Origin of the sequence: Bacillus sp. UNC437CL72CviS29 (assembly GCF_000482345.1) — a bacterium.
GTDB classification, from domain to species: Bacteria; Bacillota; Bacilli; order Bacillales; family Bacillaceae_G; genus Bacillus_A; species Bacillus_A arachidis.
This window is the reverse complement of the sequence record NZ_KI535305.1, coordinates 1-21,178: the sequence shown is the minus strand read 5'-3', so window position 1 is coordinate 21,178 and position 21,178 is coordinate 1. Positions and strand designations below refer to the sequence as shown.

Here is a 21,178-nt window from a genome sequence, read left to right as displayed (position 1 = left end):
CGCCCTTGTTCTTTTTCACTAAGACAGCCATTTCGGCGGCATATTCGTATTCCAATAAATATCTCCTAGCTCATGGTGCGCTGTATAACCATCATCAAAGCGGTGGTAATGGAAATTAAAATAATATCCATTTTGCGGTGGATGATCACGTCTTACATGAAAACGCAGTAAGTCGTTTCCTGTTTTTGTGTCATATACATGAAAAATCTTTTCATTATTACCACCTGCTGGTTTTTGTGAAATTGCTAATGATTGTAATGACTCTTCTGGTAAATCTGTAGCAAGCTCTGCAATTGCCTCTTCTATTTTAGGTAAAATAATATCTTTAAACTCATCTTCAATGACAGGACCGATTTTAGAACCAAACTTTTGCATAGATTGTTTTTCAGCCTCTTGCATTGCATATGTGATAAAGGTATCTGCGGTTAACCTCTCACGATCTTGTTCATATGTATAGGACGTCTGCTCCAAATTTTGTTGCCTTGTAGGCTTGTCCGCTTTTGCATTATCAAGCAAAATAGAAGGAGGCGTCACTAAGCCAAATGTAAACACAGTAATTAATGCGACTAACGTTTTTCTAAACCAATTTGGCATTTTTTATTCCCTCCTCTTTCACTACTTATATTTCTATAACGGTTGTTTCTTCCATTATACAAAATGATGCTAATTTTTGCACTTTACAAATTTATTAATTTTCATATTTTTTTCATTTGACTATGGAATAGTAAGATTTCATACAATATAAATACAACTATAGTGAGGAGGATTTTTTATGACTCTAGATGTCATGTACTCCGTCGTAAGCATTTTTGTTCTCTTATATTTTATTTACCAGTCTATTACAGATTAAAAAAGAGCCATCCTGGCTCTTTTTCTATGGCAAAAATACAATCCAGCCTATTACGATTAATAAGAAAATACCAATGATGATAGCTGGTAATAAATAAAACTGTGCGAGTATAACTGTTGCATAAATCAAAACAGCTGGAATAAACAAACACATCGTTGCCCTTCCTTTTAACCATAATAACTTCCCTTGCTCACAATACAATTGGAGAAACATTTTCTTTGCAAACTCATTCCATTGATCACCAGAATAACGTGCAATTGCAACACAGGAAAATACGATAATAATAAGCGCAATCCACCATGGTGTTACTTTTATAGATGTTGCACTCATCAAGATAATTTTAATATAAAAACTTAAAGAAGTACCTGATCGAAAATACTCCTTTATAAATGATTCAATAATACGCGAATCCGATTTTTTTCCCAGTATATGCTTCGAGCGTGGAAACAACCATGGTCTTGAATTATTACTTGGCTTCGTAGTTTGACCACTAAAGTGCATAATTTCCTTCGTCCAGCGCATACTCTCTTCCTTTTCTTTTTCAACTTCCTTAAAAAAGAAACGTTGATAGTTCATTTTTTGTTTTATCAATATCAAACTAATTCCAATCAATGCAATGATAAATAACACTGCATATACTGGATGTTTAAAACCTAAAAACACACCACTTCCCAAGCAAATAAAACTCATAAAAAATACGATAATCTTTACAATCCATAATACCCAGCGCTTTCCACCACGCACATATATATATCTTACCAATAGTGATAACATGCACCGAAAAACGGTAAAGGACAGCCAAAATAATACAACTTGTAAAAGAGAAGCCCCCATACTCTTAACCAATATAGGTAACATAATGAGCGTTACAATACTATTCATTATACTTATTCGAATACATGTATATATCATTCCACACTTTATTAACTTTTGCATATGAACTGGATGTTGAATTAAAAACAGGCTATCTGCTTGTTCAAAAAACGAACGCATCCCTCTTGAATATGTAGCAAAGAAAAACACAAACAAACCTATTAAAAAATAAGCAGGTTCTTCAACTGTTAATTCTCGTGTCCATAATGAACGGTAATAGATTCCACTAAATATAACCGCTGGAATTATAATATAGAGAGCTACCGTCCAATCCGTAACAGATCGAATCGATTTCCATTTCCTCTGCCATTCATAACGTAACCTTTTATAAAATTGTTGTTTCATCATGTTGTTCCCGCCTTACGATTGCATCAAAACAATCTAATAATGACCTTTCCGGCATTTCTGCTAACGATTGAATCGTTTCTAAATTCCCATTTGCTACTAAAGTACCTTGTGAAATAAGTAAAAATCGTTCACATATTCTTTCGGCTGTATCCAATACGTGCGTACAAAGTAAAATTCCTGCGCCTCGCTCTTTCTCTTTATATAAGAAATTTAAAAATTCTCGTGTTGCTACTGGATCTAATCCAATAAACGGCTCATCGATAATATAAAAGTCTGGTTCCGTTAAAAACGCTAAAATCAACATCGATTTTTGTTTCATACCTTTTGAAAACTTCGATAAATATTCGTGTTTATGCTTCTCCATTCGAAATGTATGTAAAAACTCCTGTGCCCGCTCCTCCCAGCTCCCTGCTTCACACCCACGTGCAGCCATTAACAATTCAATGTGCTCCCATAGCGTTAAGTAATCATAATATGTTGGATGTTCCGGTACATAGGCATACGGATTCTCTTTTTCACCAAATAAAATTTCGCCATCCATATGCGCAAGCAAGCCAAGCATTGATTTAATCGTCGTACTTTTTCCAGCGCCATTTGCACCAATAAGAGCGACTAATTCACCTTTTTCAATTGAAAATGCTATGTCATGGATTGTTTTTTCTCCTGCTTCATAACCCGCCGATTGAATATTGACCTGTAACAAATTACTTCCCCTCTTCCCACTTACAATAAACTCCAGGGGAATTATAACATATTTTCCCTTAAAATATCATTCTATATATCTAATATATTAAATATTCATATTCGTATTATTAGCAGGAAAAAACGATTTTTAACAGAATATTTAACATTTGGAGTTGTTAATTTACATTTATAGATGGAGTTGAGAGAATGGAATCTCACATTCGAAAAGCGACTGTGAATGATATAGAAGCACTTTGTTCACTCACGAAAGAATTAAAAGGCTCTAATATTTCTCATGTCGACATGCAAAACCGCTTACAATTTGTTGAAATGAGTCCGTTTGATTTCCTATATGTTTACGAAGAAGATAATGTGATATTCGGATTCCTCGGATTTCGCATACGAGAAAACTTAGAAGATGTAACACGATATGGGGAGATATCCATTATTAGTGTTGATCTGTCAGCACGCCGAAAAGGAATTGGCCAAATTTTAATGGATTATGCAGAACAACTAGCAAAAAAACATAACTGTATTGGAACATGGCTTGTAAGTGGTACACAAAGAAAAGAAGCTCATCCGTTCTATAAAAAATTAGGCTACGAAGTAAATGGTTATCGATTTGTAAAATACTTTTAATCTACTAGTTGAAAGGAATTATTATTATGACAAACATTCAAGCAATATTTATCGATCGTGATGGAACCATTGGAGGAGATACTACCGTACATTATCCTGGTGAATTTACCTTATTTCCCTTTACACATGACGCTTTACGTGCATTAAAAGCACAGAATATAAAACTATTTTCCTTTACAAATCAACCTGGTATTGCTGATGGGAAAGCAACTATAGAAGATTTTATTCAAGAATTGGAATCATTCGGTTTTGATGATGTGTACCTTTGTCCTCACAGACATGGAGATGGATGTGAATGCCGAAAACCAAGTACAGGTATGCTCTTGCAAGCAGCAGAAAAACATGTGCTAGATTTAACAAAATGTATTGTCATCGGTGATCGCTGGACTGATATCGTTGCTGGTATAAATGTGAATGCAACAACGATCTTAGTTCAAACCGGAGCTGGATATGATGCTTTGCACACATATCGCGATAAATGGGCTGATATGGAACCAGATTATATTGCAGAAAACTTTCAAGATGCTGTCAGCTGGATTCTGCTGCAACATATAATACAATTTTAAAGAATAACCTTCTTCTCAACAATTAGTACCACATAAAAAGCTTAACACATTTATCAAGCGTAATATGTTAAGCTTTTTATTTTTTATATACAAATATACTAACAATCACAAATAATATTGTACGTTGTATTCATAGAAATTGGTACAATAACTGGGATAAAACCAAATGATTCACATAAATAAACCCCTAATACTTCAACCATTTCAGCAAAAAATAAATATAGATTTCCTGGGCTCATGTAGAAATCAATTAATTGCACTGGCTTATCACAAGGTGTGGATTTAGGTATGGATTCTGTGGCAAAACAACTTCACCCTATCATATATAAGTTATAAGAACAGACGAGTTAGCTTGTACAATAGCAACATATGTTGAATGATAGCGTTCTGTTTGTGTTTTCACCTGCATCCATATTAACTTTAGAATGTTAGTTCATAATGAAAATAGCGATTATCCCTCAAATAACCATTTTCAGCATATAATCGCTGGGCTGATTTGTTATCTATTTCTGTTTGCAGTTTTAATCCTTTGGCGCCATTCTCTAATGCGAAGATTCTAGCTGCTTCTAATAATTTCTTTCCAATTCCAGCTCCGCGTTTACTTTCTTGTACAAAAAGGTCATTTAATATCCATAACTCTTTCATCGAAACCGATGAAAAAGAAGGGTACAATTGGGTAAATCCAAGGTATTGGCCATCCTCTACTGCTACAAAAATAATAGATTCTTCTCTTTCTATGCGATTACGCAAAAACATTTTTGCTTCTTCTACATTCGATTCCTGTCTATAGAACATGCGATAATTATTAAATACAACCGCTAATCCATCTAAATCTGTAATTTTTGCTTCATATATTTTCATTTTGTTCCGCTCCCTTTCCAATACTCTTTCATAATGTTCGTTGCCCATTCGGGTTGTGTAATTCCATCATTCGGTACAAACTCTCTCATAACGGGTTTTATATCCAATATAGGTGTGCCATCAATTGCATCTAATCCTTCAACTACAATTGATTTTCCTTCTCGCCTTACAACTTTTGCAATTGTCGCTCCTAATCGATTTGGACGATTTTTCCCTCGCTGTGCAAAAATACCTACTTTCGGATATTCCTTATTATTTCGTGGATGTCTAGCCGAATATTGAATCTGTTCATCTTTCACTTTATGAAAATAAAAGATTACTTCAATATGCGAAAAACTTTCAATTCCTTGTATACTCTCTTCTGCATATGCATCAGTTAACGTAATAAGAGATTGTACATCTCCCCATTCATCATCCATTATCATTTTTCTTTCATTATGTACAAAAGCAATTGGCTGAAGTGAAAACATCCATACTCCCCCTTTTTGTAACCACTTTCATTATAAAATATTTTCTGAATGTTTTCCATCTATACAATCACATCAGTTTACATAATAAAATTATGTTATTTTATTTTATTCTCTTGTACTGCATCCAAATAGCTACCTAAGGAAATATTCACAGCTTCAACAGCATGTATAAAAGTTGTATCAAATAAAGGAACTTGAGTATCCTCCTGTTTTACTAATAACCCTATTTCCGTACACCCTAATATAATTCCTTCTGCTCCATTTTGTACTAAACTATGTATTATTTTTTTATAGGAATCTCTTGATGTTTGATTAATCTTTCCTAAACATAACTCGTTATATATGATTCTATTTACTATTTCCCTTTCTGTTTGATTTGGTATTATTACTTTCATACCCTTTTCTTCTATACGTGATTTGTAAAAATCTTGTTCCATCGTATATTTCGTTCCAAGTAAACCAACTGATCGAATTCCTTGTTTTTTTATTTCCATAGCTGTTGCATCTGCAATATGTAAAATAGGGATACTCACTTTCCCTTTAATATTACCAATCACCTTATGCATTGTATTCGTACAAATAACAATGAAGTCTGCACCAGCTTTCTCAAGAGAATATGCAGCTTCTCCCAATACGCTTCCTGCTTGTTCCCAATCACCCTCAGATTGATATTGTTCAATCTCTTCAAAATCAACGCTATATAAAAGACATTTTGCTGAATGTAATCCTCCTAACCTGTTCTTTACTTCTTCATTGATAATACGATAATATTCTGCTGAAGACTCCCAGCTCATTCCACCAATAAGCCCCATCACTTTCATAATTATTCTCCTCCTTGTTTGGAATAACAGATTATTTTTCTATTATTATTATATATTTTCCATACAATAAAACACGACTTTCACTTAAACTTTAAAGTCGTGTTTTATCCAACTATCACAAATATTATACAATTCCCGTTAAGCTATAAACACTAATCACCACAAAAACAGCCAATGTTTTAATAATCGTAATTGCAAAAATATCGCGATATGATTGTTTATGTGTTAATCCAGTTACTGCCAACAATGTGATAACGGCACCATTATGCGGTAATGTATCCATGCCTCCTGATGCCATTGAAATAACTCTATGCATGACCTCAAATGGAATATTATATTGTTCAGCTGCCGCAATATATTTCTCTGACATCGCACTTAAAGCGATTCCCATACCTCCTGATGCTGATCCAGTAATCCCGGCAAGAACGTTTGTAGTCACTGCGCCATTTACAAGTGGATTGGTGAACGTTGTAGAAATACTATCTCGAATGACACCAAAACCAGGTAATGCTGCTATAACTCCTCCAAATCCATATTCAGCTCCCGTATTCATAGCAGCAAGCAATGCACCACCAATACTTGCATTTAAGCCAGCTTGAAACCCTGTAACTAAGCGTTTCCAATTTAAAATTATCGTTGTAATAATTCCGATTAAAAGAGCCAGTTCCACAGACCATACGCCTAGCACACCGGTAAGCTCCACTTTACCAAACGCCTTTAATCCAATCGATGAAAAATCAAACCCCTTTGGATACCAGGTTGGAATCAATACTGTAAACACTTTATTCATTACCCCTACTAAAATAAGTGGTACAAAAGCAAGTACTTGACGAAGCGGTGTGATTTCAGAAGCAGGAATAGCTGGCTTTATATTTTGTTCTGTTTCTGTTGTAGCAGCCATTTCAGGATTTTCATCTCCAAACCCATAATATCCTTCGCCACTTTCTTCGGCCTTTTTTCGTCTTCTTTCTAAATACAACATACCAACAAGAAATACAAAGATTGCCCCAATAATTCCAAGAAATGGTGCTGCATAAATGTCTGTTTTAAAAAACGTGGTTGGAATAACGTTTTGAATCTGCGGTGTCCCCGGAAGCGCATCCATTGTAAACGTAATCGCTCCAAGAGCAATTGTTCCCGGTATTAATCGTTTTGGAATATTAGCCTCTCGAAATAAATTAGCTGCAAATGGATATACCGCAAAAGCAACTACAAATAAACTAACACCACTATAAGTTAATATAGCCCCCATTAGAACTATTGCTAGCATGGATCGTTTCACACCTACTAGCTGAATAATAGTTTTTGCAATAGACTCCGCAATACCTGACATTTCTACTACCTTACCGAAAATGGCTCCGAGTAAGAATACAGGAAAATATAATTTAATAAATCCAACCATTTTTTCCATAAAGATATTAGAGAAAAAAGGTAATACGTGACTTGGTTCTGTTAATAAAACCGCAAATAGTGCACAAATTGGAGCAAACAATATAACTGAAAAACCACGATAGGCAACAAACATCAGCATGCAAAGAGCCAATAATATAATTACTAATTCCATCTCCTGCACCCCTTTTCATTTCCGAGGAAATATTTCAAAAATATTCAGAATTTTCACTACACACTCACAGAAGTTTCATATTGATAGTCAAAACATATACGATATAATTTTTTCACCTCATGATAAGAAGGAATGCGTGGATTGTTACTCGGACTTCCACTAGCTAGTGCATCTTTCGCCATTTTTGAAAGAGCATTTTCAAATTCAACCTGATCAATTCCATACTCTTTAAGATTCGGGATACGTAGATCCAAACAAAGTTTCTTTATTTCAAAAATCGCATGATTAGCAACCTCTTCGTCAGGAAGTAAATGTAAATCTGGATTGATGTACCGTCCGATATCTGCAAGTCGCTTGACGCAACAAACCTTTGTGAAATCTAAAACTGCTGGTAATAACATCGCATTTGATATCCCATGGGGTACATGAAATAGTGCTCCGATTGGACGTGACATTCCATGAACTAAAGTGACCGACGCATTTGAAAAGGCAATGCCAGCTTGTAAGGAAGCAATCATCATTGCTTCTCGTGCTTCTATATTTGTCCCATTTTCATAAGCAATCCGCAAATGTTTCATAATCGTTCCAATTGCCGCAAGTGCTAATACATCTGTAAGCGGCTGTGAAAATCTAGAAAGATATGCTTCAATTGCATGACATAGTGCATCAATACCTGTTGCTGCAGTAATATTCTGCGGAACAGAACATGTCAATAAAGGATCGATAATCGCTATTTGTGGTGTGAAATTTGTGTGCTTAATCATCATTTTGACATCTGTTTTTGTATTTGTAATCACAGCAACACTTGTAACTTCTGAGCCTGTACCAGATGTTGTTGGAATTGCAATAAGAGGTAAGGCTTGCTTTTCTATTTCTACTTGATTTTGAACATAATCTTCAATCTCTCCCCCGTTTGTAAACAGAACTGCTACAGCCTTTGCTGCATCAATACAACTTCCTCCACCAAGTCCAATAACCAAATCACATTTTGACTCTGCACATATCGTTAACGCTTCCGAAACATGAATATTTGTTGGTTCGGCATTTACATTTTCATAGGTAATAACATCTATTTTTTTTGCTTTTAGTAGTTTCACGCACGCATCGATATAGCCAAGCTTTTTCATAATAGAATCACTGATAATGAAAGCTCTTTTTCCTAGCTTAATTGCTTGTTCTCCTAATTTATCTAGTGAATTTCTCCCATATAAAACGTTCTTTGGCATACGAAATTCTGCGATTTCTTGCAAGTAACCCACCCCTTCTTTCCCTACTAAATATTTTATAATGTGAACCTTCTACTACATAAATTATCAAATTTAATATTCTACTTCGCTTTATTATTTCCTCCCAGACTAATAATTTTATTAGTAAATTCCTGTAAATGTATAAACAGCAATTACTAAAAATACAGCAATCGTTTTCAATATTGTCACAGCAAATATATCACGATACGATTGTTTATGTGTCAATCCTGTAACAGTAAGGATTGTAATAATTGCCCCATTATGTGGCAGTGTATCCATTCCTCCGGATGCCATAGAGACAATACGATGCATAACTTCAAGCGGAATATGATATTGTTCTGCCGCTGCAATAAATTTATCACCCATAGCACTTAAAACAATTCCCATGCCTCCTGAAGCCGAACCTGTAATACCAGCAAGAATATTTGTTGTTACCGCTCCATTCACGAGTGGATTCGTAAACGTTGCAGAAATGCTATCTCGCATAATCGCAAACCCTGGAAGCGCTGCAATCACACCACCAAAACCAAATTCCGCTCCTGTATTCATTGTTGCCAGCAACGCTCCTCCAATACTTGTATTCAGTCCTGCTTGGAACCCTGTCACCACACGCTTCCAATATAATAATAGCGTTGTTATAATTCCAATGATAAGTGCTAATTCTACCGACCAAATACCAAGTACTGCACTTAGCTCTACCTTACCAAACGCTTTCATTCCAATTGAAGAAAAATCAAAACCATTTGGATACCACTTCGGTATTGTGATTGTAAAAACCTTATTCATAACCCCTACCAAAATAAGTGGTATAAATGCTACGACTTGCTGTAATCTCGAAATTTCAATACTTTGAAGAGCAGTATGATTCTTTTGCTCTAGCTCTAGTGATGCAGCCATTTCAGAACCCCCATCTTCAAAACCAAAATAGCCTTCTCCAGCTGCTTTCGCCTTCTTACGTCTACTCTCTAAATAGATCAATCCTAACGTTAAGACAAAAATAGCCCCAATAATACCAAGTATTGGCGCTGCATAAATATCTGTTTTAAAAAATGTTGTCGGGATTACATTTTGAATTTGCGGTGATCCTGGGAGTGCATCCATTGTAAATGTGACAGCTCCAAGAACGATTGTTCCAGGTATTAAGCGCTTCGGAATATTCGCTTGACGAAACAGTTTTGCAGCAAATGGATATACTGCAAATACAACAACATAAACACTGACACCGCTATAAGTTAAAACAGCCCCCATTAAAACGATAGCCAAAATGGTCCGTTTTTCACCCACTATCTCAATAATTGTCTTAGCAATGGAATCTGCAATTCCAGACATTCCTACTACTTTACCAAAAATCGCACCAAGTAAGAAAACTGGAAAATATAATTTAATAAATCCTACCATTTTCTCCATAAAAATATTCGAAAAGAAAGGTAGTACAAAACTAGGTTCCGTTAAGAATACTGCAAATAGAGCAAAAATTGGTGCAAATAAAATAACTGAAAATCCCCTATAGGCAACAAACATAAGTAAACTAAGTGCTAATAAAATAATAACTAGTTCCACTTCTCTCACCTCTATTTAATTGAAAATTCAATCCTTTCACCCTAGATTTTTTCTATGTATTACAAAATATCGTTTTTATAACACTCCAAACCCTAACATTCCTCCCCCTTTTCCAACAAAATTTTTATGATTAAAATAGCATATTTATTACTATTCTATTACATATAAAAAATCCCTTTAAACGAAAACAATTTAACTATCGCTCGTTATAAAGGGATTTTCCTTTTTGTTTTATATTTTAAAACTTTTGTCTTTTGCACAAAAGCTTCGCAACTCTTCGACATGTTTCACAATATGCGTCGCTCCTGCTTCTTGTAATTCTTTTTCACTCCCATATCCATACAATACACCGATAGAATCAATTCCATTACAATTCGCTCCTACTATGTCATGCTTTCTATCCCCAATCATTACTACCTCTTCTCTTTGCAGCTCTGGATTGGTATGCAAAATATATTCAATAATTTCATCTTTCTTGATTCGGGTTCCATCTAAATTACTACCTACTATTTCTTCAAAGAAATGAATCAAGTCAAAGTGTTCTAACACTTGTTTTGCAAATACAGTAGGCTTGGAAGTTGCAACAAATAATCGTTTCTCTTCATCTTTTAATTCTTGTAAAATATACGGAATCCTCTCATATACACAATTCTCAAGTAGGCCGCTTCGCTTTAGATATTCACGAAAATAAGTAACAGCTTGCTCTACTTGCTTTTCGTCCATTCTGTATCTACCTGCAAACGAATGCTGAATTGGTGGACCAATGAAAGAATCTAGCTCTTTCTGATTCGGTTCATCTATTCCCATTTTTCGCAATGCATATAAAACCGAATTTACAATTCCTTCTTTCGGATCTGTTAATGTTCCATCTAAATCAAATAGAAAAGTTGTATACATAATTCTCCACCCCTAATTGACAAATCACCATCCTTTCTATATTATCAAAATATTCATTCGTTTTTAACTTTTATTTTTTCGTGCACGTTATTACTCAATTCAAAAGTAGATATCGTTCTATTGTATGATGAGCATAATTTCATAGAAACATGGTGACCAAAAATGATGACAACATTAATTTTTATAATGACTTTCACGATTATCATCCATGCCGTCGAAACAAGTTCTTATAGTATTCGGCTTGCAGGTGTTCGTTTAAAGAAAATTGCCGTTGCATTATCTGTAGTTGGGATGGTATTACTTATTTCACGAACATCCAACTTGCTACAAGCTTTTTTACTTGGTGGCATTATCGATCAAGCGAAGAGTGGCGCTTCAATTAATTTAGAAAGTACGATGCGCCTTGTTTTATTATCCGCTTCTATCGGTACACTGCTCGCAATCATTCTATATCCAACTTTAACAAAACTCTTTGGATATGTAATTCAGCGCTTCGAAACAGATGGTTCATTCATTCGAATGATGAAAACAAACAATGTGCAAAAATTGAAGTATACAAAAAAATATGTTAGATTTCCAAAATTCGAAATGATCCACCGTATGCGAGTGGGCGGCATTCCAAAACGAATTATGTTAATTAATATGTTTGCAACCGCAATTTATACTGCGGGGGTCCTTTCCGCCTTATATGCTTCTTATTTAAATCCGGCTTATGCAACGAAAGCAATCACGGCTTCTGGCCTTATTAATGGATTTGCTACAATCTTATTAACTGTGTTGCTAGATCCACGTATTGCCCTTTTAACAGAGCGAGCGCTTCAATCAGAAAATGGTGCTGATACAATGAGTAAGATGTTTGGTTGGCTTATGATTTCAAGATTTCTTGGTACATTATTAGCACAGCTCATATTTGTACCTGGTGCATATTGGATTTTATGGATTATTAAACTTACGCAGTGAATGATGCTTCTCATTATGGCAGCTCGATTAACAGAAGCAATACTTAATGAAGAGTATATTTAATAAGGAGAGAAATGTATGTATATTAAAACAGAGCAAGATATTATTAAACTCATACAAAACGATACTTGGATGATGAAAATATTACAGACCGCAAAAACCCTACAACTTCCTGATTGGTGGGTTTGCGCTGGATTTGTTCGTTCTAAAATTTGGGATGTTCTTCATGGATATGACGTAAGAACGCCAACGCCAGACATAGATATCATCTATTTCGACCCATTACATATTAGTGAATCCACCGAAAAAAAATTAGAAAATAGGCTTAAACATATAGATTCTACAATTCCGTGGTCCGTGAAAAATCAAGCTCGCATGCATGTAGTCAATAACATGCCACCTTATTTATCTTCAGTCGATGCCATTTCTAAATTCTCAGAAACAGCGACTGCTCTTGGAGTCACATTAGATGAACAAGATAATGTGGTGCTAACTGCCCCTTGCGGAATAGAAGACGTTCTCACACTGCAAGTGAAGCCAACACCTCATTTCCTCGAAACGAAAGAGCTCACAAATATGTATGAAACGAGATTACAAAAAAAGAATTGGCAGAGTAAATGGCCTAACATTACAATCTTCCATCCTGAAATTTAAACATAAAGAAAAAAGGTGCTTCTCATTTTTAGGAAGCACCTTTTCCTAATTCACTTCAAAAAATCAATGACAGTTTCTGCGAATCGATCTGCCGCTTCATAATGCGGTGTATGACCACATTCTTCAAAAACTATGACTTTACCACTTTGTACGTCTCTTTTGAACGTTTTAATTTGTTCTTCACACGTTACCACATCGTGTTTTCCTATGATGAGCAACATCGGGTTCTCCACATCTTTTAATTTTGATAATGTCAATTGATAAATTTCCCCTTCCCCTTTCAATCTTGTAAAATGAATTTCGGAACGATCATAAAACTCTTCCCATTCTTCTTCACTATATAAGCTATAATCCGTTTCATCCTCGACATAATTATAAATTTCCATTCTTTTATCCCCTAATTCATCGCTTAATTTCGAATAAGCTTCTAGTAATTCTACTGAACTAGCATTACTTTCTGCAATAGCCATACATTCATTCCCTTGCTTTTCTTTTCCATACTTCTTTAGTAAAACTCCTGTCCTTTTCAATAAAGCTCTACTTGTTAATGCAAAATCAAAAGTAGGACCTTCAAAGATAATCTTTTGAATAGATTGTGGATACATCGTTGCATATAACAACGCTAGAAAACCACCAAAGGAATGCCCAATAACAGACCATCTTTCAATTCGTAACATCTCCCTTAACTCTTCACAATCTTCGATAAGATCCTGCAATCCAAACTGCTCTTGCTTCCCAATTTCATCCGAACGTCCTACCCCACGTTGATCAATGGCAATAAGCCGAAAAGTATCTTGTAATCTATGTGCTTGATGGTAGGTGAAATCAAAACACATCTCACCAGGACCTCCATGAAGATACAATACAGAATGATTTTCTCCTGATCCATACGTCTCCACATATATCTTTTTTCCACGTACTTTCATCATTTCGCCTTGTAATAATACTTCCTTTTCTTGTTTCATCTCTTTGTCCTCCAATTTTTCATCTTTTGATCTCATATACGATTAGGAGGGCCACGAATTCGTACACGTTATGTATCTGTAATATAACAATACATCTTTCTATCCTCCGTTTAAAAACGCTACATTCAATTTAAATAGTACCAATTGGATTTTACGTTTTTATAAAAAAGCTTCATCCACCGCTTTTTTCACCGCCTCTCCTCTTCCTGAGACTTGAAGTTTCATATAAATAGAAGAAGCATAATTTCTTACAGTACCTTCAGATAAAAACAACTTTGCTGCAATCTCTTTATAACGAAGTCCTTCTTTAAGACATCCTAATACATCCATTTCACGTGGAGTCAATTCATAAGGAGGCTTTTTCGGTATTGGACTATATTCTTTAAAAAAGCGAGTTGCCACATCCTGAGCTAGCATTGTCCCACCTGAATGTACTAATCGAATAGCCGCTACTAACTCTTCTGGTTGAACAGATTTAAGTACATACCCCTCTGCTCCCGCTTCAATCGCTTCAGAAACACTAGAAGTATCCTCAAAAGTTGTGATCATAATTATTTTAGTACCTGGCCACCTATGCTTGATTTTCTTCATTGTTGTAATCCCATTCATCTCAGGCATTTGTATATCCATAAGAACAATATTTGGCTGCCTTTCTTCACATTGTTTTAAGGCTTGTACCCCACTATTCGCAACCGATACGCGAAAACCGTATTTATCCAATAAAAGTTCTAAACTATCTGAAATAATAGGTTGATCATCTACTATTAATATATGAATCTTATCTTGGGCAGATGATTCTTCTTTATGTAAGGTCGGAATCAAACAAGTCACAATTGTCCCTGTATCCTTAGTCGAATCAATACTCAAATTCCCATGATATTCACTTAGGCGTTCTCTCATTCCCGATAAACCAAAGCCCTCCTGCATAACTTCCATGCCTATACCGTTATCTTGTATTTGAAGCATCACATAATTTTTATGATATTGTAAAAGAACTTGTATCTTTTCAGCTCCCCCATGTCTTGTTGCATTTGTCATTGCCTCTTGTAAACACCGACAGAAAGTTCTCTTTAGTTTTTTAGCCATTGGATAATATTCTCCAACCGTACGGAAAACAACATGAACATTTGTATTACTTTTAAACTCCTCTATTAAGTTCAATAAAGACACATCTAAATTTGATTCTTCTTGTGGATCCATTTCGTGAACCTGTCTTCGAATATTATCTAATGCAGATCTTGATATATCTAATATTTCTTGTAATTTTTCCTCCCCCTCCTTGGTTGCTAGATGTGGTCGTAATGTTTCCATACTCAATATAACCGAAGTAAATTTATAGCCTATCGTATCATGTAATTCTCTTGCCATTCTATCCCTTTCCTCAAGCAGAGTTATTCTTTCTACCTGGGAAGAATATTGTTCTAAAATTGCATTCTTATCCTTGATCAAATTTAATTTTTGCTTTATGGCATCCATAGAATAAACAACTCTTTGTAGCAAATGACCTATGCCATATATAAAGAGAACATCAAATATACTTAGAAGCAGCTTATTACGATCAAACCCAAAATTAAAGAAAACTCCCAATACACAGACAATTATCATTGCAGGTAATGTATAAAAATTTAGTTTTCCACGGCAAAAAAATGCAAGCGTCAAAATTGCAGGGGATAAAAATTGAGCCAAATGATACGTATAAGCAAAATAAAGCGAAAGTCCCCCCACTAAGATAATTTCTGTTACTACATATAATTCACTTCGTAATTTATATAACATGACAGGTATGACATAAGACAAAACTGTACTTATAAAAACAATCTCAAGTGGAAAGTTTGGGTTATCTTGATATGTCAAAGTAACAATTGCAACAATCCAAGTAATCCGAACGAGTATCATTACCCATTCCTGCCAAATTAACTTATTTTTTATGTCATTCAACTTTCATATGCCTCCTATCCAAATGAACATTATACCTTTTCCCTATATTTCCTATTTTTTCATTTTCATCATAGCAAGGTTATGACACTTTGTCACTGCCTTATATTACATTCTTTTTGCTATGTTTGTAACCGAAACACATCACTAATATTAAGGGAGTGAACAAAATATGTGTATTTTAAATGTACAAAACTTAACTAAGAAAATTGGAAAGCGGACACTCGTTAATCGAATATCATTTGATGCTCAAAAAGGAGAAATTCTTGGTCTTCTAGGCCCCAATGGTGCTGGAAAAACAACCACAATTAAAATGATTGTTGGCTTAATCTCTAAAACAAGTGGAACAGTCACAATTAATAAAAAAGACACAAGCAAAGACTTCAAAGAAGCTATGAAAGATGTTGGGGTGATTGTTGAGAATCCTGATTTATACAAATTTTTATCTGGCTATGATAACCTCCTTCACTTTTCTAGAATGACACCTAATATTCCAAAAGAACGTTTGGATGTAGTTGTTTCTTTAGTTGGGTTAGAAAAAAGTATTCATAATAAAGTTTCCACTTATTCTTTAGGAATGAAACAGCGGCTTGCTCTTGCAATTGCCTTTGTACACAAACCTGCCCTTCTCATTTTAGATGAACCTACAAATGGACTAGACCCTCAAGGAATTAGAGATTTAAGGTTTCATTTAAAACAACTAGCTACAGAAGAACAGGTAGCAATTGTTGTTTCAAGTCATCTAATGGCCGAAATGGAAATGATGTGTGATCGCATCGCTATTATAGACAAAGGAAATCTAGTTGGTATACATGATATAAAGGATATTACAAAAGAACAGATACAAGCTGTGCAATTTGAAGTAGACCGAACAGATTTAGCAATCCCACTCTTACAAAAATTAGTAATAGGTGAAGAAATCATAACAAGTCACAATGGCATTACAATCAAAATAAGTAAAGAACATATACCTGAAATTTGCGATACATTAGCCAAAAATGGAGTGAATGTTTATGGCATTAAAACCATGAAAACAACTTTAGAAGACAAATTCATTGAAATGACTGGAGATGGCGTGCACAATGATTAATCTAATAAAAAATGAAAACATGAAAATTTTCAAACGAAAAAGAACTTGGATTATGGTAGGTGTTATGGTTGTATTTATTTTCATTCAATTCCTAAACGTAAAGCTTTCCAGTCAAGTTAATTATGGGGATGACTGGAAGACATCTCTTATTGAAGAAAATGCATTGCTTCAAGTTGAAAAAGAATCTCTAAAATTACCTATTGAAAAAATGGAGAATGAAAAAAAACTTCTACTAAATAATTATTACATCGACAGTAATATAAAACCAACAAACAATGCATGGTTCTTCACAATTGGACAAAGTACGAACTTTTTAATAGCTATCTCCATTCTTACACTCATAATAGCTGGTGAAATTGTTGCAAGTGAATTTCAATCCGGTACAATTAAATTTTTATTAACACGAACCGCGACTCGCACACAAATATATTTTTCTAAATATATTTCTACGTTATTATTTGGATTTTTCTTAATCATGATAACGTTTCTTCTTTCCATTCTATTTAGTGGCATTCTTTTAGGCTTTGATGGAATAAATGGTGAATACTTATTTGTCAAAGATCATGTCGTTCAAAAAACAAGCATCCTTCAGGCACTAATTGGCAGCTTATTATTTAAGATTCCTTACTTAATTATTGTTGCAACTTTAGCATTTATGATTTCAGCGGCGTTTAAAAGTTCTACATTCTCTATCGTATTTTCTCTTTTAGTAGCAATTTCGGGTTTTGTCATGAGTATCTCATTAAAAGGTTTCAGTTGGACAAAATATTTCATCTTCTCTCATACGGATTTATCAAGTTTCGTATATGATAATCCTCCTGTAGAAGGTATGACTTTCGTTTTTTCTATACTGTTTATCTTAATTCATATATTCATCATGCATGGCATTGCATACCCTATATTCGTAAAAAAAGATGTCGCTTAAACTTTTTTTGAAGACTGGAGGAAATACATTGAAAAAAGGATTGATTTATTTCTGTATGTTAATAACTTTAATTCTTACTGGTTGTTCAAGTTCCGAAACTGAAACAAAGGAACAACAACTTGAGCTACCTGCTACTGATGTTAAAACGTTAAAACTAGATAACCGAAATGGTAATATTGATATTTCCACGAATCCTAAATCAGACAAAATAGAAGCTTCTATAACTGCAAAAGCTAGGGGTATTAGCATGGATAAATTAAAACTAGATCTTTCAGCCAAAAATGGAATTGCAACTTTAAACACTTCTTTTGATGGACAATTTTTTAGCAATAGTGAAACTTGGGTTGATGTCAAACTATCATTACCTAAGAACATAAAAGTAGAATTTAACGAAAATCATAGAGACGGCGATATCAAAGTCTCTAACCTCGAATCAGATATTAATATACTTAATGTCAACGGTAATATTAACATTTCCAACGTTAATGGAACTGTAAGTGTAACAAATAGAGATGGAGATGTAGATATTGCGCATACAAAGTCTGACATTAATCTTGATAATAATAACGGCAAAGTTGTTATTACGGATATAAAAGGATCTATAAGAGCGAAAATTGGAGATGGTTCAGCTGATATCAATAATATTGAAAAGCATGTTACCATCTTAGGTGCAAAAAGCGATAAAATAAAAGTAAATCATGTTAAAGGGAGAATAACTTTTAATAAATAAAATTGATTTACTTATACAGGCTAAAAACCAACCACATTTTTTAATAATTCGGTTGGTTTTTCTCCTTAAATACACCGCATATTTTCTTAATATTCAATTATTTTCATTTAAATAATCCCAATCACATTCAAAAAGACAATGACAATCGCAATTGGCGCAACATATCGAAGTAAAAACACCCAGCAAATAAATACTGATTTCCTGTAATTCCCGCCAATAAAAAATTCTGCTTCCAGTACCTTTTTCTCCATTTTAAATGAGACGAAAATACTAATGAATAAAGCTCCAAGTGGCATTAATATATTACTAGATAAAAAGTCTACCGCGTCAAAAATATTTTTGCCGAAGATTGTTATATCATTCCATACACCAAATGAAAGTGCAGATGGGATACCTATTAAGAAAATTAAAAATCCAATGATCCATGACAATTTCTTTCTTCTTTCTTGCTGTCCATTCGCTAGTGCTGAAACGACTGTTTCAAGTAGAGAAAATGCAGATGTTAGCGTTGCAAATGTAAATAGCGCAAGAAATACTGTTAAAAAGACATTTCCAAATGGAATTTGACTAAATACAGATGGTAATACAATAAATAACAATCCTGGTCCTTCTGTTGGCTCCATTCCTAGTGAAAATACTGCTGGAAAAATAGCAAGCCCTGCAAATAGAGAAACAAACAGGTTCAGTCCAACAATCGTTACCGCTGAACGTGGTAAACTTTCTTTTTTATTTAAGTAAGAACTATACGTGACCATGATTGAAATTCCTATACTAATTGCAAAAAATGATTGTCCCATTGCAAATAAAATACTTTCTGATGTGATTTTTGAGAAATCAGGCTGTAAGAAGAATTTGACCCCTTTCATCGCATCATCAAGTGTTAAAGAGCGAACAATAAGAGCTACAAACAGAACGAACAATGCTGGTAACATATATTTACTCGCTTTTTCAATTCCATTTTGTACACCTTTTGATACAACCCAAATCGTAATAAACATAAAGGCAAAATGTCCAGCGATTGCCCAAACAGGATCCCCAATTGTTTCTGTAAATAAAGAACTGTAATTTTGCTGCGGTGTAATCAATTGTCCCATTATCCCTCTGAATAAATAGATTAATACCCAGCCACCAACAACACTATAAAACGATAACAAAATAAAACATGTTCCAACGCCAAGGCGTCCAATCCAGTGCCAACCTGTATTGGGTGCGATACTTTTAAATGCTCCAACTGCTTGTTTTTGTGTACTGCGCCCTATCATAAATTCAGCTATCAATAACGGAAGACCTATTAATACCGTAAACAATATAAAGATTAAAAAGAATGCTCCTCCACCGCTCTTCCCAGCAATATAAGGAAATTTCCATATTGCTCCAAGTCCAATTGCAGATCCTGCTGCGGCCATTATAAAACCTAATTTCGAAGTCCATTGCTCCGTCTGTTTCATCTTATTTTCCTCCTAATTAAATCTTTTTATATTAATAAATAAATATAATTGACCAATCCAAATAAAACCTCCATTTCTTCCTATATATAATAAAAAATGGCCCAGCATCTCTTTATATAAAGAGACGCCAAGCCATTTACTTAACGCGGTACCACTCTCATTGATTCCATTATGAATCCACCTTAGCAGTAATCGTTTGATTACAAACCTGTTATCGAAGGTTAACCGTTAAGATTTACTAAGAATTAGACTTCTGTTCCACCTTACTGCTCCTAGGCGAGTTCAGGATGTTATTTGACTATGTCACACCAACCCATAGCTCTCTGTACAAACACATGACCTTACTACTCCTATTCAACGCAATCTAATATTCTGAATATAATTTCTTTTGAAATTACTAAGAATTATATCGGTTATATTTACGACTGTCAAGCAAGATAATTATTTTTTTGTCGAAAAAGAGATTTTTTTATAGGTAAACTGCACGTAAAGCTCTATCTACTTCCCAAATCTTATGTTTGGCCAAATCAACAAATATTTACAAGTATTAGTTGTATGGATTTAACATTGTTTAAAACTATCTAAGTTAACCTTTTGGGATAGTTTTTGGTCCTGTTTTATTATTTACCATTGTTATTTTAGATCTGTATATGATGGTGTCAGGTATGAAACACCTATTAGAAAAAGACAGTATTTATTCTGCAACCCCACTACTCTTAAGTGTTTTTTCAAAAGAAAAAAATCGAGAAGAAAAGGGAAATCCGCACCGTTTCAAACAAATATTCACCACGAAAGAATCATAACTATTCTAGCAAAAAGAACCTTCGATATTAAAGTGAACCCCATTAATGGGACATGAAAAAAACACCTCCTTAATTCGCATACTAAATGCGAATTAAGTGGAGGTGTTTTTCATTTGAAGAAAAGAGTTCATTATCCAGAAGAAATAAAATGGAAAGTCGTTGAAATGAAAAAGGAAGGTTATTCTAACCGAACAATTATGGAAACATTGGGGGTTAAAAATGTAAGTCAAATTAAAAGATGGATGAACTGGTATCATACAGATCAGACTCATCGTTTCCAACAACCTG

At 34.4% G+C, this 21,178-nt stretch carries 20 protein-coding genes, 1 pseudogene and 1 other annotated feature; of the genes and pseudogenes, 8 read left to right on the top strand and 13 right to left on the bottom strand.

Features of this window, described 5'->3' with window-relative positions; genetic code table 11:
- Positions 1-18 precede the first annotated feature (18 nt).
- From M014_RS0125900 to M014_RS0125890, 3 genes are all read right to left on the bottom strand, one after another.
- Positions 19-594 carry a YpjP family protein gene (locus tag M014_RS0125900; protein ID WP_026594287.1) on the bottom strand — a complete coding sequence of 192 codons (576 nt, stop codon included), beginning with the start codon at positions 592-594 and terminating at the stop codon, positions 19-21.
- Between the two features lie 280 nt (positions 595-874).
- Positions 875-2,071, bottom strand: coding sequence for an ABC transporter permease (locus M014_RS0125895; protein WP_026594286.1), 1,197 nt, complete (start codon positions 2,069-2,071; stop codon positions 875-877).
- Positions 2,049-2,774: an ABC transporter ATP-binding protein gene (locus M014_RS0125890; RefSeq protein ID WP_026594285.1), complete on the bottom strand. Its 726-nt coding sequence runs from the start codon at positions 2,772-2,774 to the stop codon at positions 2,049-2,051. Before M014_RS0125890 ends, M014_RS0125895 begins: the two co-directional genes overlap by 23 nt.
- Positions 2,775-2,962: 188 nt before the next feature.
- Here M014_RS0125890 and M014_RS0125885 point away from each other — a divergent pair, with 188 nt between their 5' ends.
- Positions 2,963-3,394: a GNAT family N-acetyltransferase gene (locus tag M014_RS0125885; protein ID WP_026594284.1), complete on the top strand. Its 432-nt coding sequence runs from the start codon at positions 2,963-2,965 to the stop codon at positions 3,392-3,394.
- A 26-nt stretch (positions 3,395-3,420) separates the two neighbouring features.
- On the top strand, positions 3,421-3,960 hold the full coding sequence (locus M014_RS0125880) for an HAD-IIIA family hydrolase (protein WP_026594283.1): 540 nt from the start codon (positions 3,421-3,423) through the stop codon (positions 3,958-3,960).
- Positions 3,961-4,380: 420 nt separating this feature from the next.
- On the opposite strand, the gene M014_RS0125870 is transcribed toward M014_RS0125880, so the two are convergent.
- The 7 genes from M014_RS0125870 to M014_RS0125840 form a co-directional block, all read right to left on the bottom strand.
- Complete coding sequence (locus M014_RS0125870; RefSeq protein ID WP_026594282.1) at positions 4,381-4,821, bottom strand: GNAT family N-acetyltransferase; 441 nt, start codon at positions 4,819-4,821, stop codon at positions 4,381-4,383.
- Positions 4,818-5,291, bottom strand: a complete 474-nt coding sequence (locus tag M014_RS0125865) for an SAM-dependent methyltransferase (protein ID WP_026594281.1) — start codon at positions 5,289-5,291, stop codon at positions 4,818-4,820. The genes M014_RS0125870 and M014_RS0125865 overlap by 4 nt, the downstream gene beginning before the upstream one ends.
- 95 nt (positions 5,292-5,386) lie before the next feature.
- The gene (locus M014_RS0125860; protein ID WP_026594280.1) at positions 5,387-6,112 is read right to left on the bottom strand and encodes an aspartate/glutamate racemase family protein; all 726 of its coding nucleotides are present in this window, start codon (positions 6,110-6,112) and stop codon (positions 5,387-5,389) included.
- A gap of 124 nt (positions 6,113-6,236) precedes the next feature.
- Positions 6,237-7,676 carry a GntP family permease gene (locus M014_RS0125855; protein ID WP_026594279.1) on the bottom strand — a complete coding sequence of 480 codons (1,440 nt, stop codon included), beginning with the start codon at positions 7,674-7,676 and terminating at the stop codon, positions 6,237-6,239.
- A 56-nt stretch (positions 7,677-7,732) separates the two neighbouring features.
- The gene (locus M014_RS0125850; RefSeq protein ID WP_026594278.1) at positions 7,733-8,935 is read right to left on the bottom strand and encodes an iron-containing alcohol dehydrogenase; all 1,203 of its coding nucleotides are present in this window, start codon (positions 8,933-8,935) and stop codon (positions 7,733-7,735) included.
- A gap of 108 nt (positions 8,936-9,043) precedes the next feature.
- Positions 9,044-10,483, bottom strand: a complete 1,440-nt coding sequence (locus tag M014_RS0125845; protein ID WP_026594277.1) for a GntP family permease — start codon at positions 10,481-10,483, stop codon at positions 9,044-9,046.
- Between the two features lie 231 nt (positions 10,484-10,714).
- Positions 10,715-11,380 carry an HAD family hydrolase gene (locus tag M014_RS0125840; protein WP_026594276.1) on the bottom strand — a complete coding sequence of 222 codons (666 nt, stop codon included), beginning with the start codon at positions 11,378-11,380 and terminating at the stop codon, positions 10,715-10,717.
- Positions 11,381-11,542: 162 nt separating this feature from the next.
- Between M014_RS0125840 and M014_RS0125835 the strand changes: the two genes are divergently transcribed.
- Positions 11,543-12,340 carry a lipid II flippase Amj family protein gene (locus M014_RS0125835; RefSeq protein WP_026594275.1) on the top strand — a complete coding sequence of 266 codons (798 nt, stop codon included), beginning with the start codon at positions 11,543-11,545 and terminating at the stop codon, positions 12,338-12,340.
- A 78-nt stretch (positions 12,341-12,418) separates the two neighbouring features.
- Positions 12,419-12,994, top strand: coding sequence for a nucleotidyltransferase family protein (locus M014_RS0125830; RefSeq protein ID WP_026594274.1), 576 nt, complete (start codon positions 12,419-12,421; stop codon positions 12,992-12,994).
- 50 nt (positions 12,995-13,044) lie between these two features.
- Here M014_RS0125830 and M014_RS0125825 read toward each other — a convergent pair whose 3' ends face one another.
- Both M014_RS0125825 and M014_RS0125820 read right to left on the bottom strand, forming a co-directional pair.
- Positions 13,045-13,959 (bottom strand): alpha/beta fold hydrolase, encoded by a 915-nt coding sequence (locus M014_RS0125825; protein WP_026594273.1) that lies wholly within the window; start codon positions 13,957-13,959, stop codon positions 13,045-13,047.
- Between the two features lie 159 nt (positions 13,960-14,118).
- Complete coding sequence (locus M014_RS0125820; RefSeq protein ID WP_051588628.1) at positions 14,119-15,855, bottom strand: helix-turn-helix transcriptional regulator; 1,737 nt, start codon at positions 15,853-15,855, stop codon at positions 14,119-14,121.
- Positions 15,856-16,066: 211 nt separating this feature from the next.
- Between M014_RS0125820 and M014_RS0125815 the strand changes: the two genes are divergently transcribed.
- Genes M014_RS0125815 through M014_RS0125805 form a run of 3 tightly spaced genes read left to right on the top strand, consistent with a single transcriptional unit; the run spans position 16,067 to position 18,639 of the window.
- Positions 16,067-16,984 (top strand): ABC transporter ATP-binding protein, encoded by a 918-nt coding sequence (locus M014_RS0125815; protein WP_026594271.1) that lies wholly within the window; start codon positions 16,067-16,069, stop codon positions 16,982-16,984.
- Positions 16,977-17,909, top strand: a complete 933-nt coding sequence (locus M014_RS0125810; protein ID WP_026594270.1) for an ABC transporter permease — start codon at positions 16,977-16,979, stop codon at positions 17,907-17,909. The genes M014_RS0125815 and M014_RS0125810 overlap by 8 nt, the downstream gene beginning before the upstream one ends.
- Before the next feature lie 28 nt (positions 17,910-17,937).
- Positions 17,938-18,639 carry a DUF4097 family beta strand repeat-containing protein gene (locus M014_RS0125805; protein ID WP_026594269.1) on the top strand — a complete coding sequence of 234 codons (702 nt, stop codon included), beginning with the start codon at positions 17,938-17,940 and terminating at the stop codon, positions 18,637-18,639.
- Positions 18,640-18,746: 107 nt separating this feature from the next.
- Here the strand turns inward: M014_RS0125805 and M014_RS0125800 are convergent, their stop codons facing one another.
- Positions 18,747-20,087 (bottom strand): sodium-dependent transporter, encoded by a 1,341-nt coding sequence (locus tag M014_RS0125800; RefSeq protein ID WP_026594268.1) that lies wholly within the window; start codon positions 20,085-20,087, stop codon positions 18,747-18,749.
- A 117-nt stretch (positions 20,088-20,204) separates the two neighbouring features.
- Positions 20,205-20,454: a binding site (T-box leader), on the bottom strand.
- A 549-nt stretch (positions 20,455-21,003) separates the two neighbouring features.
- Between M014_RS0125800 and M014_RS0125790 the strand changes: the two are divergent.
- Positions 21,004-21,178 (top strand): annotated as a pseudogene (locus M014_RS0125790) (helix-turn-helix domain-containing protein); the annotation flags it as partial.